Origin of the sequence: Ornithinimicrobium cavernae, assembly GCF_003121625.1 — a bacterium.
Taxonomy (GTDB): Bacteria; Actinomycetota; Actinomycetes; order Actinomycetales; family Dermatophilaceae; genus Ornithinicoccus; species Ornithinicoccus cavernae.
The window spans coordinates 64,338-91,155 of record NZ_QDDJ01000016.1; the positions used below are offsets into that span (position 1 = coordinate 64,338).

Consider the following 26,818-nt stretch of genomic DNA (forward strand, 5'->3'; position numbering starts at 1 on the left):
CTCCCAAACCAGCGTCATGCGTTCGATTGCGTTCAGTTGCGGTCACTAGAAGGGTATTAGAGCGCATGCGCGGACCGTGCGCAAGAGGATCTCCGACCTGTGGACAAGGGACCGGACCCGGCAGACTGCGGCACAATCGGCCTCATGCGATGGTCCGACCTGTTCGACGACCTCGAGGCGCAGCTGGCTGCCCGGGAGGCCGCCGAGCTGCGGGGCGAGGTGGCGGAGCAGACGCGCGCCGCGAGGGGGAGCGTGCGGCTCACCGAGCGGCTGCTGGCCGATGTCGGCACCAGGGTGCGACTCGGACTGCGCGGCGGCGCCGTCCTGGAGGGCGTCCTCGGTGAGGTGGCGCAGGACTGGCTCGTGCTGGTCGAGCAGCGGTCCCCCCGGGACCACGAGGTCCTCGTGGTGACCGCGCACCTGATGACCGTCCTCGGGCTGTCTGGACGCTCCGACCAGGGGCGCATCAGTCGGGTGGAGCGTCGGCTGGACCTGCGGCACGCCCTGCGGGCTCTCAGCCGCGACCGGGCCGTGGCCCGGGTGCTCCTGATCGACGGTGAGGTGCTGACCGGGACCATCGACCGGGTGGGCGCGGACCACCTCGACCTCAGCACCCACCCCGAGGACCTGCCCCGCCGGTCGCGTGAGGTGCAGACCGTGGTGTCGGTCCCCTACAGTGCGCTGGTCTCTGTGGCACGCCGGTGACGCGTGAGCTGGGGGACCGGAGGCCCCGCAGCTGCACCGGCATCGAGGCCCGGGCGGTGTGGTCCAGCAGCCGGGTCAGTGACCGGTCAGGAGCCCTCGCCCCGCGCGTCGGCGGGAGGCACCTGCGCCTCGCTGTTGGTGCGCTCGATGGCCTCCCGGGTCTCGGCATACATGCGCTCGATGTAGTCCTCGAGCATGCTGACCTCGACCCGCCAGACGCCTCGGCCACCGATCTTCACAGCCGGCAGGGAGCCGCTGCGCACCAGCGCCTTGGTCTGCGCCATCGTGATGTTCAGGGTCTCCGCGACATCGGTCAGGGTCAGGAACCGTGGCTCCACGGGGCAGCTCCATCCGGTCACAGGAACGCCGGGGTGGCGAACCTTGACGGGGATTTTACTTCGTGTGGGTGGTCCGTGCTGCAGCCCTGTGGACAAGATGAGCGGCACCCGCTGGAGGCGCACTACCGTGGCCACCGGCAGAGCACGACGAGCGAGCACGGCTCGCGCGAGGGGGAGATGTGAGGGGCGCAGACCGGCAGGAGCAGGACCTCGTGCCCACGGCGCGCCGGCTGCGCCGGCCCGGCTGGCGGGACACCCGGCTGCTCGTGGGGGCGCTCCTCGTGCTCGTGTCCATCGCCGGTGGCGTGCGGGTGGTGGCCGCGCTCGACGAGAGCACCCCGGTGTATGCGGCGGCGCGCCCCCTCCTGCCCGGCCAGGAGATCGTGACCGAGGACCTGGTCCCCGTGAACGTGCGGATGGAGGCACCCCTGGCCCACTACGTGGACGCCACGCAGGCGCTCGCCGAGGGCACGGTCGCCCTCCGGCAGGTCGGCGAGGGTGAGCTGATCCCTGCGGAGTCGCTCGGCAGCGCGAGCCAGGCGCACGACAAGACGGTCACCGTGCCGATCGACCCGGCCACCGCACAGACGTTCACGGTCGGCACCGTCGTCGACGTCTGGGTGAGCCGGCGCGACCCCGACCAGACGGGCACGGCCTACCTGGAGCCGGAGCTGCTGCTGAGCCGCGCCGTCGTCGCACGGACCCCGAGCACCTCCAACGGGCTGGGCATGGGGATCGGCCGGGCAGCGGTCCAGGTGGTGGTGCCCGCCGACCGCGTGGGAGACGTCATCTCCAGCGTCGACCAGGAGGCCAAGGTCACGCTGGTGCCCGCACCGGGCGCGGCAGGGTGAGCCCCGCCGTGGCCCCACGGGTCCGCGCGCTGGAGGCACCGTGAGCCTGCCGCTCCTGACCGCGGTGACCCCTCGCTACGAGGCCGACCTGACGACCCGGCTCGGCAGCAGCAGGGCGGTGCACGTCGTGCGTCGCTGCGCCGACCTCGCCGAGCTGCTCGGTGCCGCGGCCGCCGGCATCGGTCAGGTCGCGGTCGTGTCGGCGGAGCTGAGGGGACTCGACCGGGAGGCGATCCGGCAGCTGCAGGCCGCGCACCTGCTGGTCCTGGGTGTCCACCGACCGGACGACGAGGCCGGCGAACGGATGCTGCGTCGGTGGGCCGTGCCGGTCGTGGTGCCCGTGGACGCCGACCAGACCGTGCTCGACGCCGCCCTCGCCGAGCTGTTGGACACCGGGGCGGGGGAGGAGCCTGCCGGGGCGACCACCGGTCCGGGCCAGGCACCTGCTGGCCCGGCCCCTCGGCATACGCAGGAGGACCACGGCGACCCCGCCGGAGGGGAGGACCCGCCCCGTGGGGTGCCACCGCTCCTAGCTGACGAGCCGGGCAGGGTGGTGGCCGTGTGGGGACCGGTGGGCTCGCCGGGCCGGAGCACGGTCGCCGTCAACCTCGCCGCGGAGCTGGCCGAGCCAGAGCACCCGGTCCTCCTTGCCGACCTCGACACCTACGGAGCCTCCGTCGCGCAGCTCCTGGCGGTGCTCGACGAGGCCCCCGGTGTGGCGGCCGCGGCGCGGGCGGCCGACCAGGGCACGCTGGACCGGGCCGGGCTCAACCGGATGACCCCCGAGGTGACGGCCGGGCTGCGGGTGCTCACCGGCATGCCCCGGCCCGACCGCTGGACCGAGCTGCGGGAGCACGCTGTCCAGGACGTCCTCGCCGTGTGTGCCGCGACCGTTCCGCTCACGGTGGTCGACACCGGGTTCTGTCTGGAGGCCGACGAGGAGCTGAGCTTCGACACCACGGCTCCGCGGCGCAACGGCGCCACCCTCGCCGCGCTCGACGTCGCCGACCACGTCGTGGTGGTCGGCTCCTCCGACCCGGTGTCGCTGCAGCGTCTGGTCCGCGGCCTCGACCAGCTCGCCGAGGTCTCGGCGGCGCCCACGACGGTCGTGGTCAACCGCCTGCGCGCCGGCGCGGTCGGCAAGGATCCCGCGCGACGGGTCCGCGAGGCGCTGGAGCGCTTCGCCGGCCTCACGGACCTGGTCCTGGTCGCCGATGACCAGGACGGCGTCGATGCCTCCGTGCTCGCCGGGCGGACCCTGCGGGAAGCGCGCCCCACGAGCCCTGCCAGGGCCGGGCTGCGCGAGCTCGCCGCCCGGGTCGGTGGCCGCGACCTCGCCCCGCTGAGCCAGAGCCGGCTGGCGCGTCGGCGAGCACGGGTCTGACACGATGGGGCCGTGCTAGACCGACTGACCCCCGTCGACTCCTCCTTCCTGTATCTCGAGGGGCCGGTCACTGCCATGCACGTCGGTTCCGTCCTCGTCTTCCAGAACCCTGAGGCGGGCTTCGACTACGACACCCTGCTCGACCTCGTCGCCAACCGGATCGCCTACGTCCACCGCTACCGTCAGCGGGTCCGCCAGGTGCCTGCCGGACTCGGCGGACCCGTGTGGGTGGACGACGCAGACTTCGACCTGGCCTACCACGTGCGTCGCTCCGGCCTACCGCGACCGGGCACGATGGAACAGCTGGCCGAGTTCGTCGCCCGCATCCAGTCGCGACGGCTGGACCGCGCCCGACCGCTCTGGGAGATCTACCTGGTCGAGGGGCTGGAGGACGACCGGTTCGCCCTGGTCACCAAGACCCACCAGGCCATGGTGGACGGTGTCCACGGGCTGGATATCGGACAGGTCATCCTGGACGAGGCCGCGGGGGACGTGGTGCCGATCGTGCAGACCTGGAGCCCCTCACCGGAGCCCAGCGACGTCGAGCTCATCACCCGCTCGGCGATCACCACCGCGACCTCTCCCCGGCGCCTGTGGGACGGCCTCCGCGCGGGTGTGCAGGACCTGCGGCACACGGGTGCGCGGGTCGCGGAGGTCGCCCAGCAGGCGGGGACCGCGCTGGTGCGCACCGCTGCCAGCCCGGCGCCGGACACGCCCCTCAACGGGCCGGTGGGCGCCGCCAGACGGGTGCACCTCATCGACCTCGACCTGGAGGACTTCCGCCAGGTCCGCCGCCGGAGGTTCGGGGCCGGGGACCTCGGCCACGTCACGGTGAACGACGTCGTCCTCGCCACGCTCACCGGTGCGCTCCGCGAGTGGCTGATGACGCGGGGGGAACCGATCAGCGCCTCCAGCAGTTTGCGGGCGATGGTGCCGCTGTCCGTGGAGGACGTCGAGGGCGAGTCCCGTGTCGGGGGACCGGTCGTCGCCCTGTTCGTCGACCTGCCGATCGGGGAACCGAGCCCCGCGATGCGGCTGCAGCAGGTCAGCTACCGCATGGGCAAGCAGCTGCGCGACGGACGCGCCATCGGCGCCGCCGGCATCGCCGGTCTCGCCGGTTTCGCCGCGCCGACCCTGCACTCGATGGCGGCGCGGGCGGCCAGTGCGATGTCGCGCCGGGTGTTCAACCTGGTCATCAGCAACGTGCCGGGTCCGCAGGACGCCCGGTTTGCCGGACCCGCCCGGCTGGAGGCGACCTATCCCGTGATCCCGCTGGCCCAGGGGCAGGCGCTGGCGATCGGGCTGACCTCCTACGACGGCCGGGTCTACCTCGGGCTCAACGCCGACCGTGATGCCATGCCCGACCTCGGCGTGCTGGCCGAGTGCATCGACTCGGCGCTCGCCGAGCTCGTCGCCGACGACGACTGAAGGAGACAGCAATGGCAGTGATCCCGCAGCAGATCCGGTGCTACCTCCCCCTCACCGCAGGCCAGGTGGAGGAGCTCCACGAGCAAGGCAGTATGCAGGGGGACCTGGTGGCCTTCGTCGTCACCGAGTCGGTGCGCGGGTCCGACCCGACCGGCGACGAGGAGTCCTGGGAGTATGCCGCCCTGCAGGACGCGGCCGCCCACTGCCACGAGGCGGGCCTGCCGGTGGTCGTCGCGGCAGCGGACGTCGGGAGGGACACGATCGAGGACTCCGCGTCCACCGGTTCGCGCGTGACCGTGCACGGGCCGGTCAGCCTGCCGCGCATCGCCTCGCTGCACGTGGGCGACGACCTGCTCGGTGAGGTGCCAACCGTCTCAGCCGACGCGGGACTCATCGAGCTCTCCTGGTACGACGCCACCGAGCTGGCCCACGTTCGTTCCCTCCTGTGAGCCTGTGATGATGGAGTCGGAATGATGATGACGGGTCTCGACGAGGAGACCCCACAAACGACTGGAGGAGCAGCCCGATGGATGCCGTGACAAGGGTCCCTGATCCGATCAACGAGCCGGTGAACGACTTTGCGCCCGGCAGCGCCGAGCGGGCGGACCTGGAGGCGGCGCTCGCCGAGATGGCCGCGAACCCGGTGGACCTGCCGCACGTGATCGGTGGCGAGCCGGTCGTCGGTGGCGGCGAGGCCATCGATGTCGTGCAGCCGCACGCCCACCACGAGGTGCTGGGCACGCTGCGCAACGCCCAGGCCGCCGACGCCACCGCAGCCATCGACGCGGCTCACGAGGCCGCTCCCGGCTGGGCGGCGATGGACTACGACGACCGGGCGGCGATCCTGCTGCGCGCAGCCGAGCTGTTGTCCGGGCCCTGGCGCGCGCGGATCAACGCGGCGACCATGCTCGGTCAGTCCAAGACCGCCTACCAGGCAGAGATCGACGCCGCCTGTGAGCTCATCGACTTCTGGCGCTTCAACGTCCACTACGGGCGCCAGATCCTCGAGGACCAGCCGATCCGGAACTCCAAGGGGGTGTGGAACCGCACGGACCAGCGCCCGCTCGAGGGTTTCGTCTACGCCGTCACGCCCTTCAACTTCACCGCCATCTCCGGCAACCTGCCGACGGCACCGGCCCTGATGGGCAACACCGTGGTCTGGAAGCCGGCCACCACCCAGCAGCGGGCGGCGTCGGTCGTGATGGACGTGCTGACCGAGGCCGGTCTGCCGCCCGGCGTGATCAACATGGTCACCGGGCACGGCACCGAGGTCTCCGACGTGGCCCTGGCCCATCCCGACCTGGCGGGCATCCACTTCACCGGGTCGACCAGGGTCTTCCAGATGCTCTGGGGACAGATCGGCGCCAACATCGCCAGCTACCGCTCCTACCCCCGCATCGTGGGCGAGACCGGTGGCAAGGACTTCATCGTCGCCCACCCCTCGGCCGACCTCGACGTCCTGCGCACCGCCATGATCCGTGGCGCGTTCGAGTACCAGGGCCAGAAGTGCTCGGCGGCCTCGCGGGCCTATGTGCCGGCCTCGCTCTGGGCCCGGCTCAAGGACGAGCTGGCGGAGATCACCGACGGGCTGCCGGTGGGTGACGTCCGCGACCTCAGCAACTTCATGGGAGCGGTCATCGACGACCGGGCGTTCGCCAAGCACAAGGACGTGCTCGACCGGGCGCGGGCCGACGAGGCAGTCACTGTTGTCGCCGGCGGCACCTACGACGACTCCGTGGGCTACTTCGTGCGACCGACCGTGCTGGAGGTGTCCGACCCCACGCACGACACGTTCACCACGGAGTACTTCGGCCCGATCCTCGCCGTCCACGTCTACCCCGACGACCAGTTCGAGCAGACGCTCACCCAGATGGAGTCCGTGGCCGGCTACGCCCTCACCGGCGCGATCATCGCGCGGGACCGGGCGGCGGTGGCGCTGGCCACCGAGAGGTTGCGCTTCGCCGCAGGCAACTTCTACATCAACGACAAGCCGACCGGTGCGGTCGTCGGGCAGCAGCCCTTCGGTGGCGCCCGGGCGTCCGGGACCAACGACAAGGCGGGGTCCATGCAGAACCTCATGCGCTGGGCCAGCGCCCGGTCCATCAAGGAGACCTTCGTGGCTCCGACGGACTGGCGCTACCCGCACATGGGCTGACGGCGACCCGCGCCGCGGACGGCCGGCTCGGACCCGAGCCGGCCGTCCGAGGTCAGGCGGAGTGCTGCCCGAACCACTCCCTGGAGAGCTTGCCCTCCAGACGCAGGGCGCGGGCCAGGATCGGGGCCACCGCGGCCTCGACCTTGCCCCCGATGAACGGCACGTTGGCCCTGAGCTCGCCCTCGACGGTGTGCTCTGTGCCGGACTCGCCGGCCGCGAGCACGACGCTGCCCGACATGGAGACCGGCGTGCGCGGGATCTCCACGTGCAGCGAGGCGGTGTGCCCACCCTCTGCGTCGGGGGTCAGGCCCCAGACCTGGGTCTCCACGACGTCGACGCTGTCACCGACGAACTTGCGGGCGAAGTCTGGGAACCCGTCGGTGGGGAGGCGGCGGCGCGTGACGACGGTGCGGGCGTCGTCCTCGACCTCGATGGCGACCTCGTGCTCGAGCGCACCGCTGCGCACGCACTTGAGCTCCTGGTACTCCGCGGTGCAGAGCATGTCGAACACCTGCTGGGGGGAGGCCGCGTGCTCGACCGTCTCGTGGATCCTCATGGCCTCACTCTAGGGGCGCTGCGGCGTCCAGCCGTGCCGAGGCGCCACGCAGGGCCCGCAGGAACCGCTGGCGCGCTGCCGACGGGTTCGTCGCGGGAAGGTCCTGGACGAGCCGTTGCAGCCCGTCGCCGATCGTGCGTAGGGAAACCTCCACCTCCCGGGCGAGCGGCAGGTCCCGGCACTCGCCCAGGTGCGCAGCCAGGCGGTGGCACTGCGCGGCCAGCGCCGAGCAGGAGGCGAGATCGGCGGAGCCCAGGTCGGCCGGCCGGCCCGACGGGGCTTCCGGTGCCCGTGCGAGGCCGGGGCGGGACAGCGTGCCGCGGCCCTGGGTGACATCGACCACGGCGTCGAGGACCCGGTCGAGCAGGTGGCACAACAGGCTCTCTGCTGCCGGGTCGCCGAGGTGCACCGGTGCACTGCTCAGCTCCTCGGCCAGGCCGAGGAGGTGCAGGTGAGGGGGCGTCCCGGACATGCCGCACACCCTACGTTCGACGGGTGACAGGGGGGAGCGTTGTCCACCGGCCTTGGACGCCCCGTGCGGCGCGCCGGACGCCCGGCCCCGGTCCCGCCGGAGGGTGGGGCGGGCGATAGGCTCGGGGCGGCGCACGCCGAGGTGCGCCGACGCGGCACGCACCTACAGGAGAATGCCTGATCATGTCGTCCGACGACACGCTGCTGGACCGGTTCTACCGTCACGTTGCGCACACCGACCTGGTGGCGCGGGAGCCGGAGGTGCGGGAGGTGATCGCGGGGCAGGTCGCCGAGCTGTCGCGCCGGCGCGAGCCGGCTCACCCCGAGGTCCGTGTGTTCAACCCCTCGCGCGCGGAGGACGGCTGGACCTCACGGCATACGGTCGTCCAGGTCGTGACCGACAACATGCCCTTCCTGGTCGACTCGGTCCTCGGTGAGCTGAGCCGGCGGGGCCTGGCCGTCCACGTGCTGGTCCACCCCCAGCTGGTCGTGCGCCGCAGCGGCGACTCCCACGAGGTGGCGGACGTCGACCCCACGGACGCCGCGGAGGGGGACCTGGTCGAGTCGTGGATGCACCTGGAGATCGACCGCCTGCCGCGTGAGGGCTCACGGCAGGACCTGCAGGACCGCCTGGCCGTCGTGCTCAGTGACGTGCGCCGGGCCTGTGAGGACTGGGCCGCGATGCGCGCCAAGGTGCGTGACCTCATCGAGGAGCTGCGTGCGGGGGTGCCGGACACCGTGGACCCCGCGACGGTGCAGCCGACGATCGAGTTCCTCAGCTGGCTGGAGGACAACCACTTCACCTTCCTCGGCTACCGAGAGTACGAGCTGATCGAGGAGGACGGCACGGAGGCGCTCCGCTCGGTGCCGCAGACCGGTCTGGGCATCCTGCGGATGGAGGAGGGGAAGCCCCCCTCGGTGAGCAGGCTGCGCCCGGAGGCGGTGGCCACCGCCCGGGACCCACGGCTCCTGACGATCACCAAGGCCAACTCGCGGGCCAGCGTGCACCGGCCCGTCTACCTCGACTACATCGGGGTGCGGAAGTTCGACGAGCAGGGAGCGGTCGTCGCCGAGCGCCGGTTCCTCGGGCTGTTCACGCAGAGCGCCTACGCCGAGTCCGTCTCCCGGCTGCCGGTTATCGGTGGCAAGGTCCGCACGATCCTGGCCCGCAGCGGCTTCGCGCCGGACAGCCACTCGGGCAAGGACCTCATGGGGGTGCTGGAGAACTACCCCCGCGACGAGCTGTTCCAGGCGGACACCGACTGGCTGGCCGACAGTGCCCACGAGGTGCTGCACCTGCTGGAGCGACGTGGCTCCCGGATGCTGGTCCGCAAGGACGAGTTCGGGCGGTTCGTCTCCGTGCTGGTCTTCCTGCCCAGGGACCGGTTCAACACCGCGGTCCGCCTGCGCATCGAGCGCATCCTGCAGGAGGCCTACGGTGCCGACACGGTGGACTACACCACCAGGGTCGGTGAGGCCGCGCTGGCGCAGGTGCACTTCGTCCTCCGGATGCCGGCCGGTGGCAACATCCCGGACGTCGACACCGCGGCGCTCGAGGAGCGGGTGCAGGATGCGATGCGGACCTGGCAGGAGAAGCTCAGCGACGTCATCCAGGAGCACGAGGAGGACGAGACCGTCGGGGACACCGCGGCGAGCTTCTCGGCGGCCTTCCCGGAGGGGTACAAGGAGGACTTCGATCCGGCAACCGGCTACGCGGACCTGGCGCGGATCCGGTCGGTGGTCACCGACCCGCGCCGGGCGATGCGACTGCACCTGTATGCCGAGGAGGGTGCACCCCCGGAGGAGCGTCGCCTCAAGCTCTACCGCCAGGACGCCATGACGCTGACCGAGGCGATGCCCATCTTCAGCCACCTCGGCGTCCAGGTCACCGACGAGCGCCCGTACGTCGTGGAGGAGGACGCCGACGACATCGCCATGCGCATCTACGACTTCGGCCTCCGGGCATCCGACCCGCACGCCTGGGAGAGCGACGAGCTGCGCACCGCCGAGGAGGTGGCCGCCGACTTCGAGGAGGCGTTCGAGGTCGCCTGGAGCCGACAGGGCGAGAGCGACAGCCTGAACGCCCTCGTGCTGGACGCGGACCTGTCGTGGCGCTCCATCGTGGTCCTGCGCACCCTGGTCCGCTACCTGCGCCAGGTCGGCTCCTTCAGCCTCGACTACCTCGAGGCGGCGCTGGTGGCCAACCCGCACATCGCGCGCATGGTCGTGGAGCTCTTCACGGCCAGGTTCGACCCGTCCACCGGGGCCGACGCCGATACGCGTGACGGGGCGGCGGCAGCGGTCATCGCCAGGATCCACGAGGCGCTCAACGACGTGGCCAGCCTCGACCAGGACCGGATCATCCGGCAGCTGGTCTCGGTCGTCGAGGGCACGCTCCGGACCAACTTCTACCAGCTGGACGAGGACGGCCGCCCCAAGCCTCACGTCTCGCTCAAGCTCAGCCCACAGGACATCGAGGGCCTGCCCGAGCCCCGCCCGGCCTACGAGATCTGGGTCTACGCCCCGCGCATCGAGGGCGTCCACCTCCGCTTCGGCGCCGTCGCCCGCGGCGGCCTGCGCTGGAGCGACCGCCGCGAGGACTTCCGCACCGAGGTGCTCGGCCTGGTCAAGGCGCAGATGGTCAAGAACGCGGTCATCGTGCCCACCGGGTCCAAGGGCGGCTTCTTCGCCAAGCAGCTGCCCGACCCCAGCGACCGCGAGGCCTGGCTCAACGAGGGCATCGGCTGCTACCGGATCTTCATCAAGGGACTGCTGGACGTCACCGACAACCGCGTGGGTGGCGACATCGTGCCGCCGGAGAACGTGGTGCGCAGGGACGGCGACGACAGCTATCTCGTCGTCGCGGCGGACAAGGGCACCGCGAAGTTCAGCGATATCGCCAACTCGGTCTCCCGCGACTACGGCTTCTGGCTGGATGATGCGTTCGCGTCGGGTGGTTCCGCCGGCTACGACCACAAGGGCATGGGCATCACGGCCAGGGGTGCCTGGGAGTCGGTCAAGAGGCACTTCCGGGAGCTGGGTCACGACACGCAGACGCAGGACTTCACCGTGGTCGGCATCGGCGACATGAGCGGTGACGTCTTCGGCAACGGGATGCTCCTGTCCGAGCACATCCGACTCGTGGCGGCCTTCGACCACCGGCACGTCTTCCTGGACCCCCACCCGGACGCCGCACGGTCGTATGCCGAGCGCCGCCGGCTCTTCGACCTGCCGGGATCCAGCTGGGCCGACTACGACCCGTCGCTGATCAGTGAGGGCGGCGGCGTCCACCCGCGCTCGGCCAAGGCGATCCCGCTCACCCCGCAGGTCCGGGAGGTGCTGGGGCTCGGCGCAGACGTGACCTCACTGACACCCAACGAGCTGCTGCGGGCGGTGCTGCAGGCGCCGGCCGACCTCCTCTGGAACGGTGGCATCGGCACCTACGTGAAGTCGGCCCAGGAGAGCCACAGCGACATCGGTGACCGGGCCAACGACGCTATCCGGATCAACGGCAGCGACCTGCGGGTCAGGGTCGTCGGCGAGGGCGGGAACCTCGGCTTCAGCCAGCGAGGGCGGATCGAGGCGGCCCGGGCCGGCATCCACATCAACACCGACGCCATCGACAACTCCGCGGGCGTGGACACCTCCGACCACGAGGTCAACATCAAGATCGCGCTCGCTCCCGTCGTGGCCGAGGGCGCGATGAGCCTGGAGCAGCGCGACGAGCTGCTGGCCTCGATGACCGACGAGGTCGCCGCCAAGGTGCTGCGGACCAACTACGAGCAGAATGTGCTCATCGGCAACGCCCGCGACCAGGGCGGCGTCATGGCGCCGGTCCACCGCAGGCTGATGGACTATCTCGAGGAGCACGCGGGCCTGGACCGTCGCCTGGAGTTCCTTCCGGACGACCGCGGGATGCAGGAGCACGAGGCCAGCGGCACGGGACTGACCTCCCCGGAGTTCTCCGTGCTCGTCGCCTACTCCAAGCTGGACCTGAAGAACAGACTCACCGAGTCCGACCTCCCGGATGCCGCGTTCTTCGAGGACACGTTGCAGGGATACTTCCCCGCGCCGCTCCGGGAGGAGCTGGGGGCCAGGCTGGACGAGCACCCGCTCCGGCGCCAGATCGTCGTCAACGACCTGGCCAACGACATGGTCAACCGCGGGGGCATCACCTTTGCGTTCCGTTGCACCGAGGAGACCGGTGCCAACGCGCCGCAGATCGCCCGGGCCTTCGTGGTGTGCCGCTCGGTGTTCGACATGGCCGGCTACATGGCGCAGGTCGAGGCCCTCGACAACGTCGTCCCCACCCAGCTGCAGACCAAGCTGTACCTGGAGTTCCGGCGGTTGATGGACCGTAGCGTCCGTTGGTTCCTCAACAACCAGTCGCTGACCGGGGAGATGGACAGCGAGATCGCGCGGTTCAGCACGGCCGTCACGACGCTGCGGCCCCGGTTGGGCACCTACCTGCAGGCCGCTGAGCGGGAGCGCTTCGAGCGCCAGGCGGAGGAGGCCCGCAGCGGTGGCGTCCCCGAGGACCTGGTGCTGACGTATGCGGGGCTGCTGGACTCCTTCTCGACGCTCGACATCGTGGAGGTCTCCGAGGAGACCGGGCGCCCGCTGGAGGAGACGGCGGAGCTGTACTTCGCTGTGTCCGAGCGCTTCCGGATCGACGCACTGCTCAACTGGGTGGCTGCACTGCCGCGTCAGGACCGGTGGGACTCCCTGGCCAGGGGTGCGATGCGCGACGACCTGTACGGCGTCCTGAAGGCGCTGACGCGCACCGTTCTCGGCAACACCGAGAGCTCGGTCCAGGGTGCCCGGGCGCTGGCGGTGTGGAGCGAGACCCATGCGGAGTCGCTGACGCGCGTGAGCCAGGTCCTGAGCAACGTCGACCGGCTGGAGACGCCGGGCATGGGACCCCTGTCGGTCGCCCTGCGGACCCTGCGCGGCCTGGTGCGCCAGGGCAGCAGCTAGTCCCCGGCGCAGCGCCGCAGGGCACCACCCGGTCTCACGGTGCGGTCCGGCCCCGCGCGGACACGACCCGGGGGCTCCGGGGGTAGTCTGCGGACGTGCCGACCCTCCGTGACGTGCTCGACCACAAGGCGGCCCTCTCGCGCGCTGACGCCGACTGGCTCCACCGACTCGTCGGGGACTGGCAGATGGTGGCGGACCTGTCGTTCTCGGACCTGACCCTCTGGGTGCCGACGGACGATCCGCCCGACGACTGGGTCCTGGTCGCCCACGCCCGCCCCACGACCGGGCCGAACTTCTACCACGACGACGTCGTCGGCAACACCCCCGACCCGGGACGACGGGAGATCCTCGACCAGGTGCTGCGCACCATACGGCCCGTGGACCCGCCCCAGGCGGAGTCGGTGCGGGAGCAGTACGTTCCCGTGGTGCGGGCCGGCCGCGCCGTCGGCGTCCTGGTCCGCCACACCGATCTGCACAGCATGCGGCAGCAGGGTGGCCTGGAGGTCAACTACGTCCAGCTCGCCCAGGCCCTGCTCCGGATGATCGGACAGGGCGCCTTCCCGAGCGAGCTGGCCCCGACCGGCGTCGGACGCGGCACCCCCCGGGTAGGTGACGGGGTGCTGCGGCTGGATGCCGACGGGCTCATCGAGTACGCCAGCCCGAACGGCATCTCGGCACTGCGCAGGCTGGGCCACACCGACCAGGTCGCCGGTGCGGACCTCTCCGAGATCGTCACCGCGCGGCTGCCCACCGGTGTCACGCTCGACGAGACCATGCCGCTGGTGCTGACGGGGCGGGCCCCGTGGGGGACCGAGATCGAGACGGTCCGGATCAACCTGACCCTGCGCGCGGTCCCCCTCCTGGACCACGGCTCCCGCTACGGCGCGATGATCCTGCTGCGCGACGTCAGTGAGCTGCGCCGCCGCGAGCGCGAGCTGATGACCAAGGACGCGACGATCCGTGAGATCCACCACCGGGTCAAGAACAACCTGCAGACGGTCTCGGCACTCCTCCGGCTCCAGTCGCGGCGGATGGGTGATGCCGGCGCCCGCGCGGCGCTCCAGGAGGCCGGGCGCAGGGTCGCCACGGTCGCGCTCGTGCACGACACCCTGAGCCACGGCTTCGACGAGACGGTGCTGTTCGACGAGATCGCGGTGCGGATCGCCCGGGCCACGGTCGAGGTCGCCTCGCAGGGCGGGGCGCGGGTGGCCGCCGAGCACCGGGGGACGTTCGGCCGCATCCGGGCCGAGGACGCCACGCCCCTGGCCATGATCCTGGCGGAGCTGGTGCACAACGCCGTGGAGCACGCCTTCGACACGAGCCGGCCCACGGAGGACGGTGCGCCGGTGGGCACGGTCGTCGTGGAGGCCTCGCGGGCGGAGGCGACGAGGGCAGGCGACCAGCCGACGTCCGCGCCGGGCGGGGACCTGCTCACGGTGACGGTGTCGGACGACGGCAGGGGGCTCCCCGAGGGGCACCAGCCGGGAACCGGCCTCGGGATGCAGATCGTGCAGGCCCTGATCGGCGACCTGCGTGGTGAGATCTCCTGGGAGACGCAGGAGCCGCACGGAACCGTGGTGCGGTTCGTCGTGCGGCTCCGGGGTCTGTCGGCAGAGAGCTGACAGGCGCGTCTGCGACGGCGTTCAGCCGGCTCGGCGGGCGCGTGCCTTCCGGCGCTTGAGGGCGCGGCGCTCGTCCTCGGACAGGCCGCCCCACACACCGGCGTCCTGTCCGGTCTCCAGAGCCCACTTCAGGCACGTGTCCATGACCGGGCAGCGTCGGCAGACGGCCTTGGCCTCCTCGATCTGCTGCAGGGCGGGGCCGGTGTTGCCGATCGGAAAGAACAGCTCCGGGTCCTCGTCCAGGCAGGCAGCGCGATTGCGCCAATCCATCTATGTGCTCCTCGTGTCATTGTCCCGGGCGCGTCTCGCGGGGCCGGGTGTCGTGCGGATGACCCGGGTCAGTGGACCCCGGTGTCTGGTGTAGCGTGAGACGCGGAACCTCGCGTGCGTACGCGTCCGCTCACGCCGCAGGGCACCGCTCTGTGCTCTGGTCGATCATGCTGTGCCAACGCAGGCCGTGAGCACAGTGTTCCCATCCTCACAGGTAGTTGAACCGGGCACAAGCGTTTCTCACGAGAAACCTCCTGAGAACACTGAGTGATGAGTCACACCAGTCCCAGGACACCGGTCGGCGGGGCGACACGGCGCTCGGACTAGGCTCATGAACCGGTCGGTCAACCGGTCTCGGGCTCGGTCGGTCGACCATACCGCACCCGACTCAGGAGGATCTCCATGACCCTGGCCATCACCAACGCGCACGTCGTCCCCGTGGACGGTGCCCCCTTCGAGGGGACCGTCCTCGTCGACGAGGGCCGGATCACCGCCCTCGGCGCGGACATCACGGTGCCGGACGGGGCGGAGGTCGTCGACGCCCGCGGCCAGTGGGTCCTGCCCGGCCTGATCGACGCGCACGTCCACCTCGGGGTCTGGGAGGAGGGCGAGGGATGGGCCGGTCAGGACACGAACGAGATGACGGACCCCGTGATGGCTGCGGCCCGGGCGCTGGACGGCATCAACCCCCGCGAGCAGGGCTTCGACGACGCCCTGGGCGGCGGCATCACCTCCGTGAACGTCAACCCCGGCTCGGGCAACCCGATCGGCGGTCTGACGGTGGCCGTGAAGACCTACGGCCGCTACGTGGACGAGATGGTGCTCCGGAGCCCGTCCGGCCTGAAGGCCGCCCTCGGCGAGAACCCCAAGCGGGTCTACGGGGAGCAGAAGAAGACGCCCTCCACGCGCATGGGGGTCGCCCTGATCCTGCGCAAGGCGTTCACCGAGGCCCGCAACTACCTCGAGAAGACGGCGAAGGGCACGGAGGAGGGAGAGTATGCCGAGGGGCACCTGGTCAACCAGGCGCTCGTGCAGGTCCTCAACCGTGAGATCCCGTGGCGCCAGCACTGTCACCGCGCCGACGACATCGCCACGGCGATCCGCATCGCCGAGGAGTTCGGCTACCAGCTGGTCCTGGACCACGGCACGGAGAGCTACAAGGTCGCCGACCTCGTGGCCGAGAAGGGGGTGCCGGTCCTGTACGGCCCGCTGATCGTCAGCCGCTCCAAGGTCGAGGTGCGGGACCGGAGTGCCAAGGCCCCCGGGATCCTCGACCGTGCCGGCGTCGCGGTGTCGATCATCACCGACCACCCGGTGGTGCCGATCGAGCACCTCACGACCCAGGTTGCCCTGGCGGTCCGCGAGGGGATGGACCGGGACGCCGCCCTGCGCTCGGTCACTCTCAACCCGGCGCGGGTGATGGGCGTCGATGACCGGGTGGGTTCCCTGACACCGGGCAAGGATGCCGATCTGGTGCTCTGGTCCGGTGACCCGCTCGACCTGCAGTCCCGCGCCCTGCGGGTGTGGATCGACGGACGTGAGGTCTACACCTACGACAGTGAGACGGGGGAGGGCTCGGTCCGGCCCCGGTGAGGGTGGCCAGGGGCGGGGGTCAGCCCTTGCCCCTGGCGCTCGTGCTCTTGCCTTTGTGCTTGGCGCCTTTGTGCTTGGTGCCTTTGTGCTTGGCGCCTTTGTGCTTGGTGCCTTTGTCCTTGGTGCCTTTGTGCTTGGTGCCCTTGCCCTTGCCCGCGTCCACGTCCGGGCCGGCGGCGACCTTCACGAGCCGGCGTCTCCGCACGGCGTAACCCTCGGGAAGGGTTCCCTCGGCCAGCATCCGGAGTGGGCACCGGGCGCACCGGGGCGTGCTGAGGCAGCACTTCTTCTTCGGGCGCCTGGGCACACCGTGAGCGTATGCCCGGGACGGTCAGTGCGCGCTGGCGGGACGACCGGGCCGGACCAGCACGCAGTCCGGGCACAGGCCGTGTCCGGGAAGGCGGTAGTACAGGCAGCAGCCGGTGCGCTTGAACTCCTCGGTGCCGTCAGCGGGCCGGTAGCCACCGCCCGCCGCGAGCCACGGCAGCTCCAGCAGTGACCGGGCCAGCCGATCGAGGGCGGCCGACTGCGCGGGCACCGCGCGGCCGATCACCCGGGCGGCGGCCACGAGCGAGGAGGCGGCGTTGCTCACGAGCACGTTGGCCGAGGTGCTGCCGTGCTCCCGGCAGGCCTCCGTCACGTCCGCGACAGCGCCGTGCACCACCAGGTCGCCGACCACGGTGACCGCCTCGCTGGTGTCGTGCACCCGGTGCCCCGCGGTGGGCTCCTTCAGGGCCATCGGTGAGGGGTTGCGGTGCGAGCCGGCGACCAGGAGCTGCTCCGCGCGCAGGTCGGGGACCCACGAGTGCAGCGCGACCGAGGCCAGCGCCACGGACCACAGCCGGGAGACCAGGCCCACCTGTGCGGCGGACACGGCGGTGCGGGTCAGGACGTCCTCGGTCGGCAGACCGGTCGCTGCCGCGAGCCCGGCCCGCGTGGCCGCGAAGCGGTCGAGGAGCGCGTCGGCCCGGAGGGCGGCCGGCAGCGGGACCAACCCGTCGCGCTCCACCTGCCACACGGCGAAGCCACCGAGGGCCGTGAGGTCCCTCGCCCGCTCCGCGGGGCCCGGAGGTATGCCGGGGCTCGCCGGGGAAGGGACGTCCGGCACACCCCGGGTCGGGTCCGGTGGGTGCGGGTTCGCACCCACTCTCAGTCCTGCTGTGCGTCGAGCACCGCGCGCGCGGCGGAGAAGCGTGCGATCGGCACGCGGTACGGCGAGCAGGAGACGTAGCTGAGCCCGATCGACTCGAACAGCGAGATCGAGGCAGGGTCGCCGCCGTGCTCACCGCAGACCCCGACCTTGAGGTCAGCCTTGGTGCTGCGACCACGTTCGGTGCCCAGGCGCACCAGGCCACCGACTCCGTCGACGTCGATCGAGGCGAACGGGTTCGCCGGGACCACCTCCGAGTCCACGTAGGCGGCCAGGAACGAGCCCTCCGCGTCATCCCGCGAGATGCCGATGCCGGTCTGGGTCAGGTCGTTGGTGCCGAAGGAGAAGAAGTCGGCGTGCTCGGCGATCTGGTCGGCGACGACGGCGGCCCGGGGCAGCTCGATCATCGTGCCGACGGTGTAGGCGAACTCCTTGCCGCTCTCGGCGAACTCCTCCGCCAGGGTCGTGTCGATGACCTCACGCATCCGGCGGAGCTCCTCGGCATAGCCGACGAGCGGGACCATGATCTCCACGATCGGCTCGCCCCCGCGGTCGGCGACCGCGAACGCGGCGCGGGCGATCGCCCGCACCTGCATCGTCGGGATCTCCGGGTACAGGAGCGCGAGCCGGACACCGCGGGTGCCGAGCATCGGGTTCATCTCGGTGAGCTTCTTGATCTGGCTGAGCAGCAGGCGGGCGTCGCGCAGCTCCTGCTCGTCGCCGCCCTGCAGCTCCAGACGCTGGACGAGCAGCGCCTGCTCGACCAGGTCGGGCAGGAACTCGTGCAGCGGCGGGTCGAGCAACCGGATCGTGACGGGCAGGCCGGACATCGCCTCGAAGATCGACTCGAAGTCCGCCTGCTGCATGGGCAGGATCTTCTCCAACGCGGTGGCGCGGGCGTCCTCGTCGTCGGCGAGGATCATCTCGCGGACCGCAGGAAGCCGGTCCTCGGCCATGAACATGTGCTCGGTGCGGCACAGCCCGATGCCCTGGGCACCGAACTCCCGGGCGCGGGCAGCGTCCTCACCGTTGTCGGCGTTGGCGCGCACGTCCATCCGGCGCACCTCGTCGGCCCAGCCCACGACGGCCGAGAAGTCCTCGTTGACCTGCGGCGGGACGAGCTCCAGCGCCCCCACATAGACCTCACCCGTCGAACCGTCGAGGGTGATCGTGTCGCCCTCGTGCAGGACGGTGTCGCCGATCGTGAGCCTCTTGGCGTTGGCGTCGATCTTGACCGCGGACGCACCGGCCACACAGGGCTTGCCCATGCCGCGGGCCACGACGGCCGCGTGCGAGGTCATCCCGCCGTGCGCGGTGAGCACACCCTGGGCGGCGATGGTGCCGGCGATGTCGTCGGGGGTGGTCTCCCACCGCACGAGGATGACGTGGTCGCCCGCCTTGCCACGGGTCTCGGCGGTGTCGGAGTCGAACACGACCTCGCCGACAGCGGCACCGGGGGAGGCGTTGAGCCCCTTGGTGATCGGCTTCTGCCCGTGCTCCGGGTCGATCGCGGGGTGCAGCAGCTGGTCGAGCTGGGCGGCCTCGATGCGGCGCAGCGCCTGCTCGCGGGTGATCACGCCCTCCTCGACCAGGTCCCGGGCGACCTTGAAGGCGGCGGGGGCGGTGCGCTTGCCGTTGCGGGTCTGCAGGAGGTAGAGCTTGCCCTCCTCGACGGTGAACTCGATGTCCTGCATGTCGCCGTAGTGGCCCTCCAGACGCTTCATCGTCTCGAGCAGCTGGCTGTAGGCCTCCGGCAGCACCGACTCCATCTCCGCGAGCGGCCGCGGGGTGCGGATGCCGGCCACGACGTCCTCGCCCTGGGCGTTGACGAGGAACTCGCCGTAGAGCTCCTGGGCGCCGGTGGAGGGGTTGCGGGTGAAGCACACGCCGGTGGCGGAGGTGTCACCGCGGTTGCCGAAGACCATCTGCATCACGTTGACCGCGGTGCCCAGGGTGTCCGGGATGCCGTGGGCCTTGCGGTAGACCCCGGCCCGGGGGTTCATCCAGGAGCGGAAGACGGCGTCGATCGCCCGCTGCAGCTGCTCCCGGGGGTCCGTCGGGAACTCGGCACCCATGTGCTCTCGGGCCACGCCCTTGAACTTCTCGACGAGCTCCTGCAGGTCCTCGATCGACAGGTCGGTGTCGTGCTCCACACCGCGCGTGCGCTTCAGCGCCGTCAGCTCGTCCTCGAACGCGTGCGCGGGCACGCCCTCCACGACCTCGCCGTACATCTGGATGAAGCGCCGGTAGGAGTCCCACGCGAACCGGGCGTTGTCCGCCTCGGCGCCCAGGGCCTCGACCGTGTCGTCGCCGATGCCGAGGTTGAGGATGGTGTCCATCATCCCGGGCATCGAGACGACCGCACCGGAGCGGACGGACACCAGCAGCGGGCGCTCCGCGGAGCCGAGCCGCCGACCGGTGCGCTCCTCGAGCCGCTCCAGGGCCTCCTGGGTCTCGGCCCACAGTGACTCCGGCCACGTGCCACCGGCCTTCATGGAGTCGATCGAGGCGGTGGTCGTGATCGTGAAACCGTCCGGCACCGGAACCCCGAGACGCATCATCTCCGCGACGTTGGCCCCCTTCCCGCCGAGCAGGCCCTTCATCGACGCGTCGCCGTCGGCGAGGTCGTAGAGGTATCGGGTGTTCTGGGCGTCGTCGCTCATGTCAGGCGTCTCCTCAGTGACGTCGTGTGCTCGGGGGACGGGCCGCACCGTCTCCATGTGGGCACACTACTGGCACCAGGAGGTGCAGGCCGCGGCCGGGGACGTGAGTTTCCCGACACCCGGGGGGTCAGCTCCCGGTCGCGGCCTCGCGACGGCGGTCGACGATCTCGATGACACGACCGGCCGCCTCCTCGAGGGCCAGGGCCGTCGTGTCGATGACCGGGCATCCCAGCCGGCGCTGGATCGCGCCGACCTCGTCGAGCTCGTCGTAGATCCGGACCAGCTCGGTGTAGCCGTCGCTCTGGCGCAGGCTGCCCAGGGCCCGGACCCGCTTCTGCCGGATCTCCTTGAGCCGCTCCGGGTCGAGGGTCAACCCGACGATCTTCCAGCGGTCCACCCGGAACAGCTCGTCCGGCGGGTCGATGCCACGGACCAGCGGGATGTTGGCCGTCCGGTAGCCCAGGTAGCCCAGGTACATCGACAGGGGGGTCTTGCCGGACCGCGACACCCCGATGAGGACGATGTCGGCCTGGGTGAGGGGGTTGGTCAGGTGGCCGTCGTCGTTGGCGATGGCGAACTCCATCGCCTGGATCCGCTTGAAGTAGTCCTCGCCGACGCCGACCGGGCGGATGACCCGCTCGGGGGCCGCTCCCGTCGCGGCCTGCAGGGCGCTGAGGGCCGGGTCGAGCAGGTCGGCGTGGGCGATGCCGCGCTCGGCGCAGAGCTGGGCGACCAGGGCCCGCAGCTCGTCATCGACCACGGTGGAGAAGACCGCCATCCGGTGCCGCGTCGGGTCCAGGTTGCGGATCACCGCGCGCAGGCCCTCGGCCGAGGTGACCCGTGGGTGCCGGATGATCCGCACGTCATAGGTGGCGTACTGCGCGGCGGAGGCGCGGGCCACCCGGGCGGCGGTGTCGCCGGTCGAGTCGGCGACGACGTGCAGTTCCAGTGGTGGGCCACTCATGCGCCCAGTATGTCGGGCGGCCGGGTCCGCGCCACGGGCACCGGGGTCGGGGACGGCGGGACGGGACTGCACGTGCCACACTGCGGCAGTGTCCGGGACCCAGACCCACCACCTGCCCGTGGTCGCCATCGTGGGGGCGACCGCGACCGGCAAGTCGGACCTCGGGGTGGCGCTCGCGCAGCGCCTCGGGGGTGAGGTCATCAACGCCGACGCCTCCCAGCTCTATCGGGGCATGGACATCGGGACCGCCAAGCTCACCGTCGGCGAGCGGCAGGGGGTCAGACACCACCAGCTCGACGTGCTGGAGGTTGTCCAGGAGGCGACCGTCGCCGCCTACCAGGCGGGGGCGCGGGCGGACCTCGCCGGGATCCGCTCCCGCGGGCGCGTTCCCGTGGTGGTGGGTGGTTCCGGTCTGTATGTCCGTGCCCTGCTCGACCTGCTGGAGATCCCACCGACCGACCCGGGCGTCCGGGCGCGCTGGGAGGCCGAGCTGGAGCGCGTGGGCGTCGCGGACCTGTTCGCCCGCCTCGCCCGGCACGACCCGGAGGCCGCGGCGCGGATCGAGCCGCGCAACGCACGGCGGATCGTGCGTGCGCTGGAGGTGATCGAGCTGACCGGCCGGCCGTTCAGCGCCAGCCTGCCGCGCCGGGAGTATGCCGTGCCGACCGTCCAGCTGGGGCTGTCGGCGGAGCGCACGGTGCTGGACCAGCGCATCGCCCGGCGCGTCGACCGCATGTGGGAGCAGGGACTGGTCGCCGAGGTCCGGTCGCTGGAGGAGCGGGGCCTGCGGGAGGGGCGGACGGCCTCGCGCGCGATCGGCTATGCCCAGGTCCTGTCGCTGCTGGACGGCGCGGTGGACGAGGCAGGGGCCAGGGAGGACACGGTCACCGCGACCCGCCGGCTCGTCCGTCGGCAGGAGGCGTGGTTCCGGCCGGACCCGCGGATCACGTGGCTCCCGCACGACGCGGACGACCTGGTCGAGCGGGCCCTGCGGGCCGTCGACGCGGGGACGACGACTGCCTGAGCCGGCGCGCGAGCGGGCGGCTGCCCCGGGCCGGACGGCAGGGATAGAGTCGGCCGCTCGACGATCCACCAGGAGAGGGACGTGTTCTTCAGAGCGCGCAGCGACAGCCTCTGAGTCGCCGCTGACACCTGTTGACCCGCGCACCGTGCGACGGGTCGGTGTCGACGTGCCCTGTTCCCGCTCGTCCTCCCGAGGTGACTCGTGCCTGCACACATCCCTGACCCCGTCCCACCCACGCCGGACCGACGCCCCCGGTCGTCCGCGCCCTCCCGGTCCACCGTCGGTTCCGTGCGGCGCCCGCGCGGAAGACCGCTGCTGCTCTCCAACGCGCTGGACGCCGCCGGGCGCCAGGGCGCTGAGCTCGCGACCGACGTCCTCGCGGTCGCCGTGCTCGGTGCGACCGCAGCCCAGATGGGACTGCTCAACGCCCTCGGCGCCCTGGCCTTCCTGGTGCTCGGCATCCCCGTCGGCGTCCTGGTCGACCGCTCGCCCACCGTCCGCCTGCTGCTCACCTCGGGGCTGGTCCGCGCGGGCCTCCTGGCCAGCGTGGTCCTCGCCTGGGCGCTGGGCGGTCTCACCCTGCTGCACCTGTATGCCGTGGCGACCCTCGCCGGGACGGCCGCCCTCGTGGTCGAGACGACCCAGACCGCGATCGTCCCCCGCGTGGTCGGCGTCGCGGGCGTGTCCCGGCTGGTCGCCCGGATGCAGTCCGCGGAGTCGGTGATCGCGCTGGTGGTCCCCGCCGTCGCGGGGGTCGTCGTGGCCCTCACCGGCGCGGGCCCGACCCTGGCGGCCGCGGCCGCGCTCACCGCGCTGGGCGCCGTGGTCGTCACCCGGCTGCGGGTCCCGCAGGAGGACCGGCCGGCGGACGGGGCGACCACAGCCACGGCGACGGCGGCGCTCACCCGGTTCGTGCACGAGGGGCGGCTGGGCTGGTCCACGCTGCGGGAGCGACCCACCCTGTGGCGGCTGACGCTCGGCAACATGCTGGTCAACCTCGGGCTGGCGGTGCACTCGGCCGTCGAGGTGGTCCTGGTGCTCCGCGAGCTGGACCTCGGAGCGGCAACGCTTGGGTTCATCGTCTCAGTCGGCGGGGTCGGTGGCCTGCTCGGCTCCCTCGTGGCCGTGCCGCTCGCCGACCGGCTGGGCGTGTCGTGGGTGGTGCGGGCGGCGGTGCTGCTCCTGGCTCCGGTGGCGGCGCTGACGCTGACCGCGCTGCTGGACCGGGGACACGCCCTCGCCTGGCTGCTCGTCGGCACGTTCCTGTGGGGCCTGGTGATGGTCACCTACAACGTGCTCACCGCGGGCCTGGCGGCGCGGCTCACGCCCACCGCGCTGCTGGGACGCGTCGCCGCGACCCGGCGCACCCTGACGATGGGGATCGTCCCGGTCGGCGGTGTCGCCGGTGGGCTGCTGGCCGACCAGACGGACGTGGCCGTCACCATCTCGTGCTGGGTCGTCCTCAACGCGGCCGGCGCGGCCGTGGTGCTCACGGCACGGTTCCCGCCCTCGCGCACGGCGACGAGCACGGACCCGCTCCCTGGGAGCCCCGACCCGGCCGCCGCAGCGGACTGAGCCCCCTCCCGAGGCAATCCACCGTGGGCGCCGCTCCGTACAACCGGGCATGAGCCAGCGCCGTCCCCACCCGACCACGCTCCACCGCGCCGCCGCCGCGGTCCTTGCCCTCGGCATACTCCCGGTGGTGCTGTCCGGCTGCTCCGAGGAGGAGCAGCCGGACAGTCCGGAGGTCACCGTCGAGGAGGGTGCCGGCCTGATCACGATCACCGACTTCGAGTACACCCTGACCGGCGCCGTCGAGCCCGGTGGGGAGGTCACCGTCACCAACGAGGACAGCGTGGGGCACACGGTGACCTCGGACGAGGAGGGGATCTTCGACATCGCGGTCGGCCCCGGTGAGACCGTCACCTTCACGGTCCCCGAGGAGCCGGGGGACTATCCCTTCCACTGCACGCCGCACCCGGCGATGGTGTCGGTCCTGACGGTGGGGTGAGCGCAGATGGCTCCCGGTGTCGAGCGTGTCCTGCGGGTGCTGGTGGCCCTGGCGCTGTTGACCGACGCCGTGGTCCATCTCCGGCTGGCTCCCCAGATGCAGCTCGCCGCCCCCGGCGGGATCGGTGGGGCCTGGATGTTCCGGCTCCAGGCGATCGCCGCCCTCGTGGCTGCCGGCTACCTGCTGTGGCGGGGCAGCCGGCTCGCCTACCTGATCGCGGCGGTGGTGCTGGTCTCGGTGTTCGCCGCGGTCCTGGTCTACTCGTTCGTCGATGTGCCGGCGATCGGACCGGTGCCGGCGATGTACGACCCGTTCTGGTATCCGGAGAAGACGCTGAGCACCGTTGTCGAGGGACTCGGGGCAGTGCTCGCGGTTCTCGGTTGGTGGGGGAGCGGTCGGTCGGTCGCGGCGGAGCCGCCGGTCAGGGCCGGGCGACGCGAATGATCCGGAAGCCCCCGCTGGTGGCTGGTCGGTCCACCGACAGGTCCGGGAACTGGTCGGTCAGCCAGGACAGGAGCGAGTCGGCTCCAAGGTTCTTCTGCACGACGAGCCAGGCCTGACCCGCGGGTGCCAGGCGCGGCAGCCAGGTCCGCATCATCTCGTGCAGCACCGCCTTGCCGACCCGGATCGGCGGGTTGGACCAGATCAGGTCGTATGCCGCGTCGCCGGGGGCCTCCTCCGGCGTCAGGGCGGTCACGGCGCACCCGAGCGCGGCCGCGTTGCGGCGCACCAGATCCAGCGCGCGCTGGTTGACGTCGACGGCGTGCACGGTCGCGCCGGGGGAGATCAGGGCCAGGGTCAGGGCCAGCGCTCCCCAGCCGCAGCCCAGGTCCAGGAAGGTCCCGGTGGCCGGTGGGTCGGGCACGTGCCTGAGCAGCACCGCGGTGCCCTTGTCGATCCCGTCCGGGGAGAAGATGCCACCGGCGGTCCGGACGGTGACCGGCCGGCCGGCCAGGACGACGTCCCGCTCCCGCAGCTCGGACGGCGAGGCGGGATCGGCGGAGAAGTAGTGGTCCTGGGTCATCGGGGAGCAGTGTAGGCCGGGACGGAGACGAGGCGGGGGGAGGAAAACGGTGGCTTCCGGTGTTGAACGGTGAGATCCTGAGGAGAACATGACGAACACTGATGGCAACCGGAGCAACCGGTCCCGACTGCTGGACCAGCGAGCCGCCGCCCTGAACACCGACGCCGAGGACCCCACCTACCCCGAGGGGCTCGAGTCCTTCGACGGCGAGCAGCTCGACCGCGAGGAGCGCGAGGCGCTGCGCCGGGTCCCGGGACTGTCCACGGAGCTCGAGGACGTCACCGAGGTCGAGTACCGCCAGCTGAGGCTGGAGCGGGTGGTCCTGGCCGGGATCTGGACCGAGGGCACGCTCACCGACGCCGAGAACTCGTTGCGCGAGCTGGCCGCGCTCGCCGAGACAGCCGGGTCCACCGTGCTCGACGGCCTCATCCAGCGCCGCACGAACCCCGACCCGGCCACCTACCTGGGCTCGGGCAAGGCGCAGGAGCTGCGCGACATCGTGATCGCCGAGGCGGCCGACACCGTGGTCGTGGACGGTGAGCTCGGCCCGTCCCAGCGCCGTGCCCTGGAGGACGTCGTCAAGGTCAAGGTCATCGACCGGACCGCGCTGATCCTCGACATCTTCGCCCAGCACGCCAAGTCCCGTGAGGGCCGCGCCCAGGTCGAGCTGGCGCAGCTCCAGTACCTCCTGCCGCGCCTGCGCGGTTGGGGTGAGTCGATGTCGCGGCAGGCCGGTGGCCGGGTCGCCGGCGGTGAGGGCATCGGCTCGCGCGGCCCCGGTGAGACCAAGATCGAGCTGGACCGGCGCCGCATCAACCAGCGCATCGCCCGGCTGCGGCGTGACATCTCGGGCATGAAGACCAAGCGGGACACCAAGCGCGCCTCTCGCAAGGTCAACCACATCCCGTCGGTGGCGATCGTCGGCTACACCAACGCCGGCAAGTCCTCCCTGCTCAACCGGCTCACCGGCGCGGGCGTGCTCGTCCAGGACCAGCTGTTCGCGACCCTGGACACGACCGTCCGGCGTGCCGAGACCGCCGACGGACGGCCCTACACGCTGACCGACACCGTAGGGTTCGTGCGCTCGCTGCCGCACCAGCTGGTCGAGGCGTTCCGCTCGACCCTGGAGGAGGCTGCCGACGCCGACCTGCTGCTGCACGTCGTCGACGGCTCGCACCCGGACCCCGAGGGTCAGATCGTCGCGGTGCACGAGGTGCTCGCCGAGGTCGACGCCGGTGACGTCCGCGAGATCATCGTGGTCAACAAGGCGGACGTCGCCGAGCAGGACGTGCTGGACCGGATCCAGCGGGCCTACCCCGACGTCGCGATCGTCTCGGCCCGCACCGGTGAGGGGATCGAGGGACTGGTCACCATGGTCGAGGCGGCTCTGCCCCGGCCCGAGATCGAGGTGGATGTCCTGGTGCCCTACGAGCGCGGTGACCTGGTCAGCAGGCTGCATGCCGAGGGAGACGTGCTGACCGAGGAGCACACCGCAGAGGGCACCCGCGTGACCGCCAAGGTCGCCGAGGACCTGCACGGAGTGCTCTCCAGCTACGCCGTCTGACCCATTTTTGGGGAAGTTCGGAACGGCTCGGACGCCTTTTGAGGGAAGTTCGGAACGGCTCGGACGCC

At 71.6% G+C, this 26,818-nt stretch carries 23 protein-coding genes; 14 read left to right on the forward strand and 9 right to left on the reverse strand.

Translation table 11 applies throughout. The features are described from left to right. Positions 1–144 precede the first annotated feature (144 nt). On the forward strand, positions 145–705 hold the full coding sequence (locus DA085_RS17280; protein WP_154402241.1) for a hypothetical protein: 561 nt from the start codon (positions 145–147) through the stop codon (positions 703–705). Between the two features lie 86 nt (positions 706–791). On the opposite strand, the gene DA085_RS17285 is transcribed toward DA085_RS17280, so the two are convergent. Continuing rightward, the gene (locus DA085_RS17285) at positions 792–1,043 is read right to left on the reverse strand and encodes a helix-turn-helix domain-containing protein (protein WP_109474234.1); all 252 of its coding nucleotides are present in this window, start codon (positions 1,041–1,043) and stop codon (positions 792–794) included. A gap of 179 nt (positions 1,044–1,222) precedes the next feature. On the opposite strand from DA085_RS17285, the gene DA085_RS17290 reads away from it, so the two are divergent. The 5 genes from DA085_RS17290 (at position 1,223) to pruA (ending at position 6,861) form a co-directional block, all read left to right on the forward strand. Beyond that, a complete protein-coding gene (locus DA085_RS17290) occupies positions 1,223–1,894 on the forward strand; it encodes a CpaB family protein (protein WP_109474235.1) in 672 nt (223 codons plus the stop codon). A 40-nt stretch (positions 1,895–1,934) separates the two neighbouring features. After that, complete coding sequence (locus DA085_RS17295; protein WP_202619296.1) at positions 1,935–3,278, forward strand: CpaE/TadZ family protein; 1,344 nt, start codon at positions 1,935–1,937, stop codon at positions 3,276–3,278. A gap of 12 nt (positions 3,279–3,290) precedes the next feature. Continuing rightward, positions 3,291–4,706, forward strand: a complete 1,416-nt coding sequence (locus tag DA085_RS17300; RefSeq protein WP_109474236.1) for a WS/DGAT/MGAT family O-acyltransferase — start codon at positions 3,291–3,293, stop codon at positions 4,704–4,706. 11 nt (positions 4,707–4,717) lie between these two features. Further along, positions 4,718–5,155, forward strand: coding sequence for a DUF6912 family protein (locus tag DA085_RS17305; RefSeq protein ID WP_109474237.1), 438 nt, complete (start codon positions 4,718–4,720; stop codon positions 5,153–5,155). 77 nt (positions 5,156–5,232) lie between these two features. Then, a complete protein-coding gene (pruA, locus tag DA085_RS17310; RefSeq protein ID WP_109474238.1) occupies positions 5,233–6,861 on the forward strand; it encodes an L-glutamate gamma-semialdehyde dehydrogenase in 1,629 nt (542 codons plus the stop codon). A 52-nt stretch (positions 6,862–6,913) separates the two neighbouring features. Here pruA and DA085_RS17315 read toward each other — a convergent pair whose 3' ends face one another. After that, on the reverse strand, positions 6,914–7,417 hold the full coding sequence (locus DA085_RS17315) for a DUF2505 domain-containing protein (protein ID WP_109474239.1): 504 nt from the start codon (positions 7,415–7,417) through the stop codon (positions 6,914–6,916). 4 nt (positions 7,418–7,421) lie between these two features. Beyond that, positions 7,422–7,889 carry a hypothetical protein gene (locus DA085_RS17320; protein ID WP_109474240.1) on the reverse strand — a complete coding sequence of 156 codons (468 nt, stop codon included), beginning with the start codon at positions 7,887–7,889 and terminating at the stop codon, positions 7,422–7,424. A 182-nt stretch (positions 7,890–8,071) separates the two neighbouring features. Here DA085_RS17320 and DA085_RS17325 point away from each other — a divergent pair, with 182 nt between their 5' ends. Together DA085_RS17325 and DA085_RS17330 are read left to right on the forward strand one after the other, a co-directional pair. Then, positions 8,072–12,865: an NAD-glutamate dehydrogenase gene (locus tag DA085_RS17325; RefSeq protein ID WP_109474241.1), complete on the forward strand. Its 4,794-nt coding sequence runs from the start codon at positions 8,072–8,074 to the stop codon at positions 12,863–12,865. 95 nt (positions 12,866–12,960) lie between these two features. Next, complete coding sequence (locus DA085_RS17330) at positions 12,961–14,487, forward strand: sensor histidine kinase (protein WP_109474242.1); 1,527 nt, start codon at positions 12,961–12,963, stop codon at positions 14,485–14,487. Positions 14,488–14,508: 21 nt separating this feature from the next. Here the strand turns inward: DA085_RS17330 and DA085_RS17335 are convergent, their stop codons facing one another. Beyond that, positions 14,509–14,757, reverse strand: a complete 249-nt coding sequence (locus DA085_RS17335; RefSeq protein WP_109474243.1) for a WhiB family transcriptional regulator — start codon at positions 14,755–14,757, stop codon at positions 14,509–14,511. 402 nt (positions 14,758–15,159) lie between these two features. On the opposite strand from DA085_RS17335, the gene DA085_RS17340 reads away from it, so the two are divergent. After that, positions 15,160–16,350 carry an amidohydrolase gene (locus DA085_RS17340; RefSeq protein WP_109474244.1) on the forward strand — a complete coding sequence of 397 codons (1,191 nt, stop codon included), beginning with the start codon at positions 15,160–15,162 and terminating at the stop codon, positions 16,348–16,350. A 19-nt stretch (positions 16,351–16,369) separates the two neighbouring features. Here the strand turns inward: DA085_RS17340 and DA085_RS21405 are convergent, their stop codons facing one another. From DA085_RS21405 to DA085_RS17360, 4 genes are all read right to left on the reverse strand, one after another. Further along, positions 16,370–16,657 (reverse strand): hypothetical protein, encoded by a 288-nt coding sequence (locus DA085_RS21405; protein ID WP_109474245.1) that lies wholly within the window; start codon positions 16,655–16,657, stop codon positions 16,370–16,372. Between the two features lie 24 nt (positions 16,658–16,681). Then, complete coding sequence (locus DA085_RS17350) at positions 16,682–17,497, reverse strand: (2Fe-2S)-binding protein (protein ID WP_109474246.1); 816 nt, start codon at positions 17,495–17,497, stop codon at positions 16,682–16,684. A 2-nt stretch (positions 17,498–17,499) separates the two neighbouring features. Then, the gene (ppdK, locus tag DA085_RS17355; RefSeq protein ID WP_109474247.1) at positions 17,500–20,163 is read right to left on the reverse strand and encodes a pyruvate, phosphate dikinase; all 2,664 of its coding nucleotides are present in this window, start codon (positions 20,161–20,163) and stop codon (positions 17,500–17,502) included. Between the two features lie 127 nt (positions 20,164–20,290). Continuing rightward, positions 20,291–21,127 carry a pyruvate, water dikinase regulatory protein gene (locus tag DA085_RS17360; protein WP_109474248.1) on the reverse strand — a complete coding sequence of 279 codons (837 nt, stop codon included), beginning with the start codon at positions 21,125–21,127 and terminating at the stop codon, positions 20,291–20,293. A gap of 88 nt (positions 21,128–21,215) precedes the next feature. On the opposite strand from DA085_RS17360, the gene miaA reads away from it, so the two are divergent. The 4 genes from miaA to DA085_RS17380 all read left to right on the forward strand — a co-directional run bounded on the left by miaA (position 21,216) and on the right by DA085_RS17380 (position 24,606). Further along, positions 21,216–22,151, forward strand: coding sequence for a tRNA (adenosine(37)-N6)-dimethylallyltransferase MiaA (gene miaA / locus DA085_RS17365; RefSeq protein ID WP_237565584.1), 936 nt, complete (start codon positions 21,216–21,218; stop codon positions 22,149–22,151). 288 nt (positions 22,152–22,439) lie between these two features. Next, positions 22,440–23,726: an MFS transporter gene (locus tag DA085_RS17370; protein WP_109474250.1), complete on the forward strand. Its 1,287-nt coding sequence runs from the start codon at positions 22,440–22,442 to the stop codon at positions 23,724–23,726. Positions 23,727–23,775: 49 nt separating this feature from the next. Continuing rightward, positions 23,776–24,162, forward strand: a complete 387-nt coding sequence (locus DA085_RS17375) for a cupredoxin domain-containing protein (RefSeq protein WP_109474251.1) — start codon at positions 23,776–23,778, stop codon at positions 24,160–24,162. A gap of 6 nt (positions 24,163–24,168) precedes the next feature. Continuing rightward, positions 24,169–24,606: a hypothetical protein gene (locus DA085_RS17380; protein ID WP_109474252.1), complete on the forward strand. Its 438-nt coding sequence runs from the start codon at positions 24,169–24,171 to the stop codon at positions 24,604–24,606. Here DA085_RS17380 and DA085_RS17385 read toward each other — a convergent pair. Further along, positions 24,584–25,186 carry a class I SAM-dependent methyltransferase gene (locus DA085_RS17385; RefSeq protein ID WP_109474253.1) on the reverse strand — a complete coding sequence of 201 codons (603 nt, stop codon included), beginning with the start codon at positions 25,184–25,186 and terminating at the stop codon, positions 24,584–24,586. The two genes, DA085_RS17380 and DA085_RS17385, sit on opposite strands and share 23 nt — an antisense overlap. Before the next feature lie 88 nt (positions 25,187–25,274). Here DA085_RS17385 and hflX point away from each other — a divergent pair, with 88 nt between their 5' ends. After that, a complete protein-coding gene (gene hflX / locus DA085_RS17390) occupies positions 25,275–26,750 on the forward strand; it encodes a GTPase HflX (RefSeq protein WP_109474254.1) in 1,476 nt (491 codons plus the stop codon). The last annotated feature ends 68 nt before the right edge of the window (positions 26,751–26,818 follow it).

Bases quoted from the DNA above. Each gene is read 5' to 3' on its own strand.
- DA085_RS17280 (WP_154402241.1), top strand. From the start codon at position 145: ATGCGATGGTCCGACCTGTTCGACGACCTCGAGGCGCAGCTGGCTGCC.
- DA085_RS17305 (WP_109474237.1), top strand. From the start codon at position 4,718: ATGGCAGTGATCCCGCAGCAGATCCGGTGCTACCTCCCCCTCACCGCA.
- pruA (WP_109474238.1), top strand. From the start codon at position 5,233: ATGGATGCCGTGACAAGGGTCCCTGATCCGATCAACGAGCCGGTGAAC.
- DA085_RS17315 (WP_109474239.1), bottom strand. From the start codon at position 7,417: ATGAGGATCCACGAGACGGTCGAGCACGCGGCCTCCCCCCAGCAGGTG.
- DA085_RS17320 (WP_109474240.1), bottom strand. From the start codon at position 7,889: ATGTCCGGGACGCCCCCTCACCTGCACCTCCTCGGCCTGGCCGAGGAG.
- DA085_RS17325 (WP_109474241.1), top strand. From the start codon at position 8,072: ATGTCGTCCGACGACACGCTGCTGGACCGGTTCTACCGTCACGTTGCG.
- DA085_RS17335 (WP_109474243.1), bottom strand. From the start codon at position 14,757: ATGGATTGGCGCAATCGCGCTGCCTGCCTGGACGAGGACCCGGAGCTG.
- DA085_RS17340 (WP_109474244.1), top strand. From the start codon at position 15,160: ATGACCCTGGCCATCACCAACGCGCACGTCGTCCCCGTGGACGGTGCC.
- ppdK (WP_109474247.1), bottom strand. From the start codon at position 20,163: ATGAGCGACGACGCCCAGAACACCCGATACCTCTACGACCTCGCCGAC.
- DA085_RS17360 (WP_109474248.1), bottom strand. From the start codon at position 21,127: ATGAGTGGCCCACCACTGGAACTGCACGTCGTCGCCGACTCGACCGGC.
- DA085_RS17375 (WP_109474251.1), top strand. From the start codon at position 23,776: ATGAGCCAGCGCCGTCCCCACCCGACCACGCTCCACCGCGCCGCCGCC.
- DA085_RS17380 (WP_109474252.1), top strand. From the start codon at position 24,169: ATGGCTCCCGGTGTCGAGCGTGTCCTGCGGGTGCTGGTGGCCCTGGCG.
- DA085_RS17385 (WP_109474253.1), bottom strand. From the start codon at position 25,186: ATGACCCAGGACCACTACTTCTCCGCCGATCCCGCCTCGCCGTCCGAG.
- hflX (WP_109474254.1), top strand. From the start codon at position 25,275: ATGACGAACACTGATGGCAACCGGAGCAACCGGTCCCGACTGCTGGAC.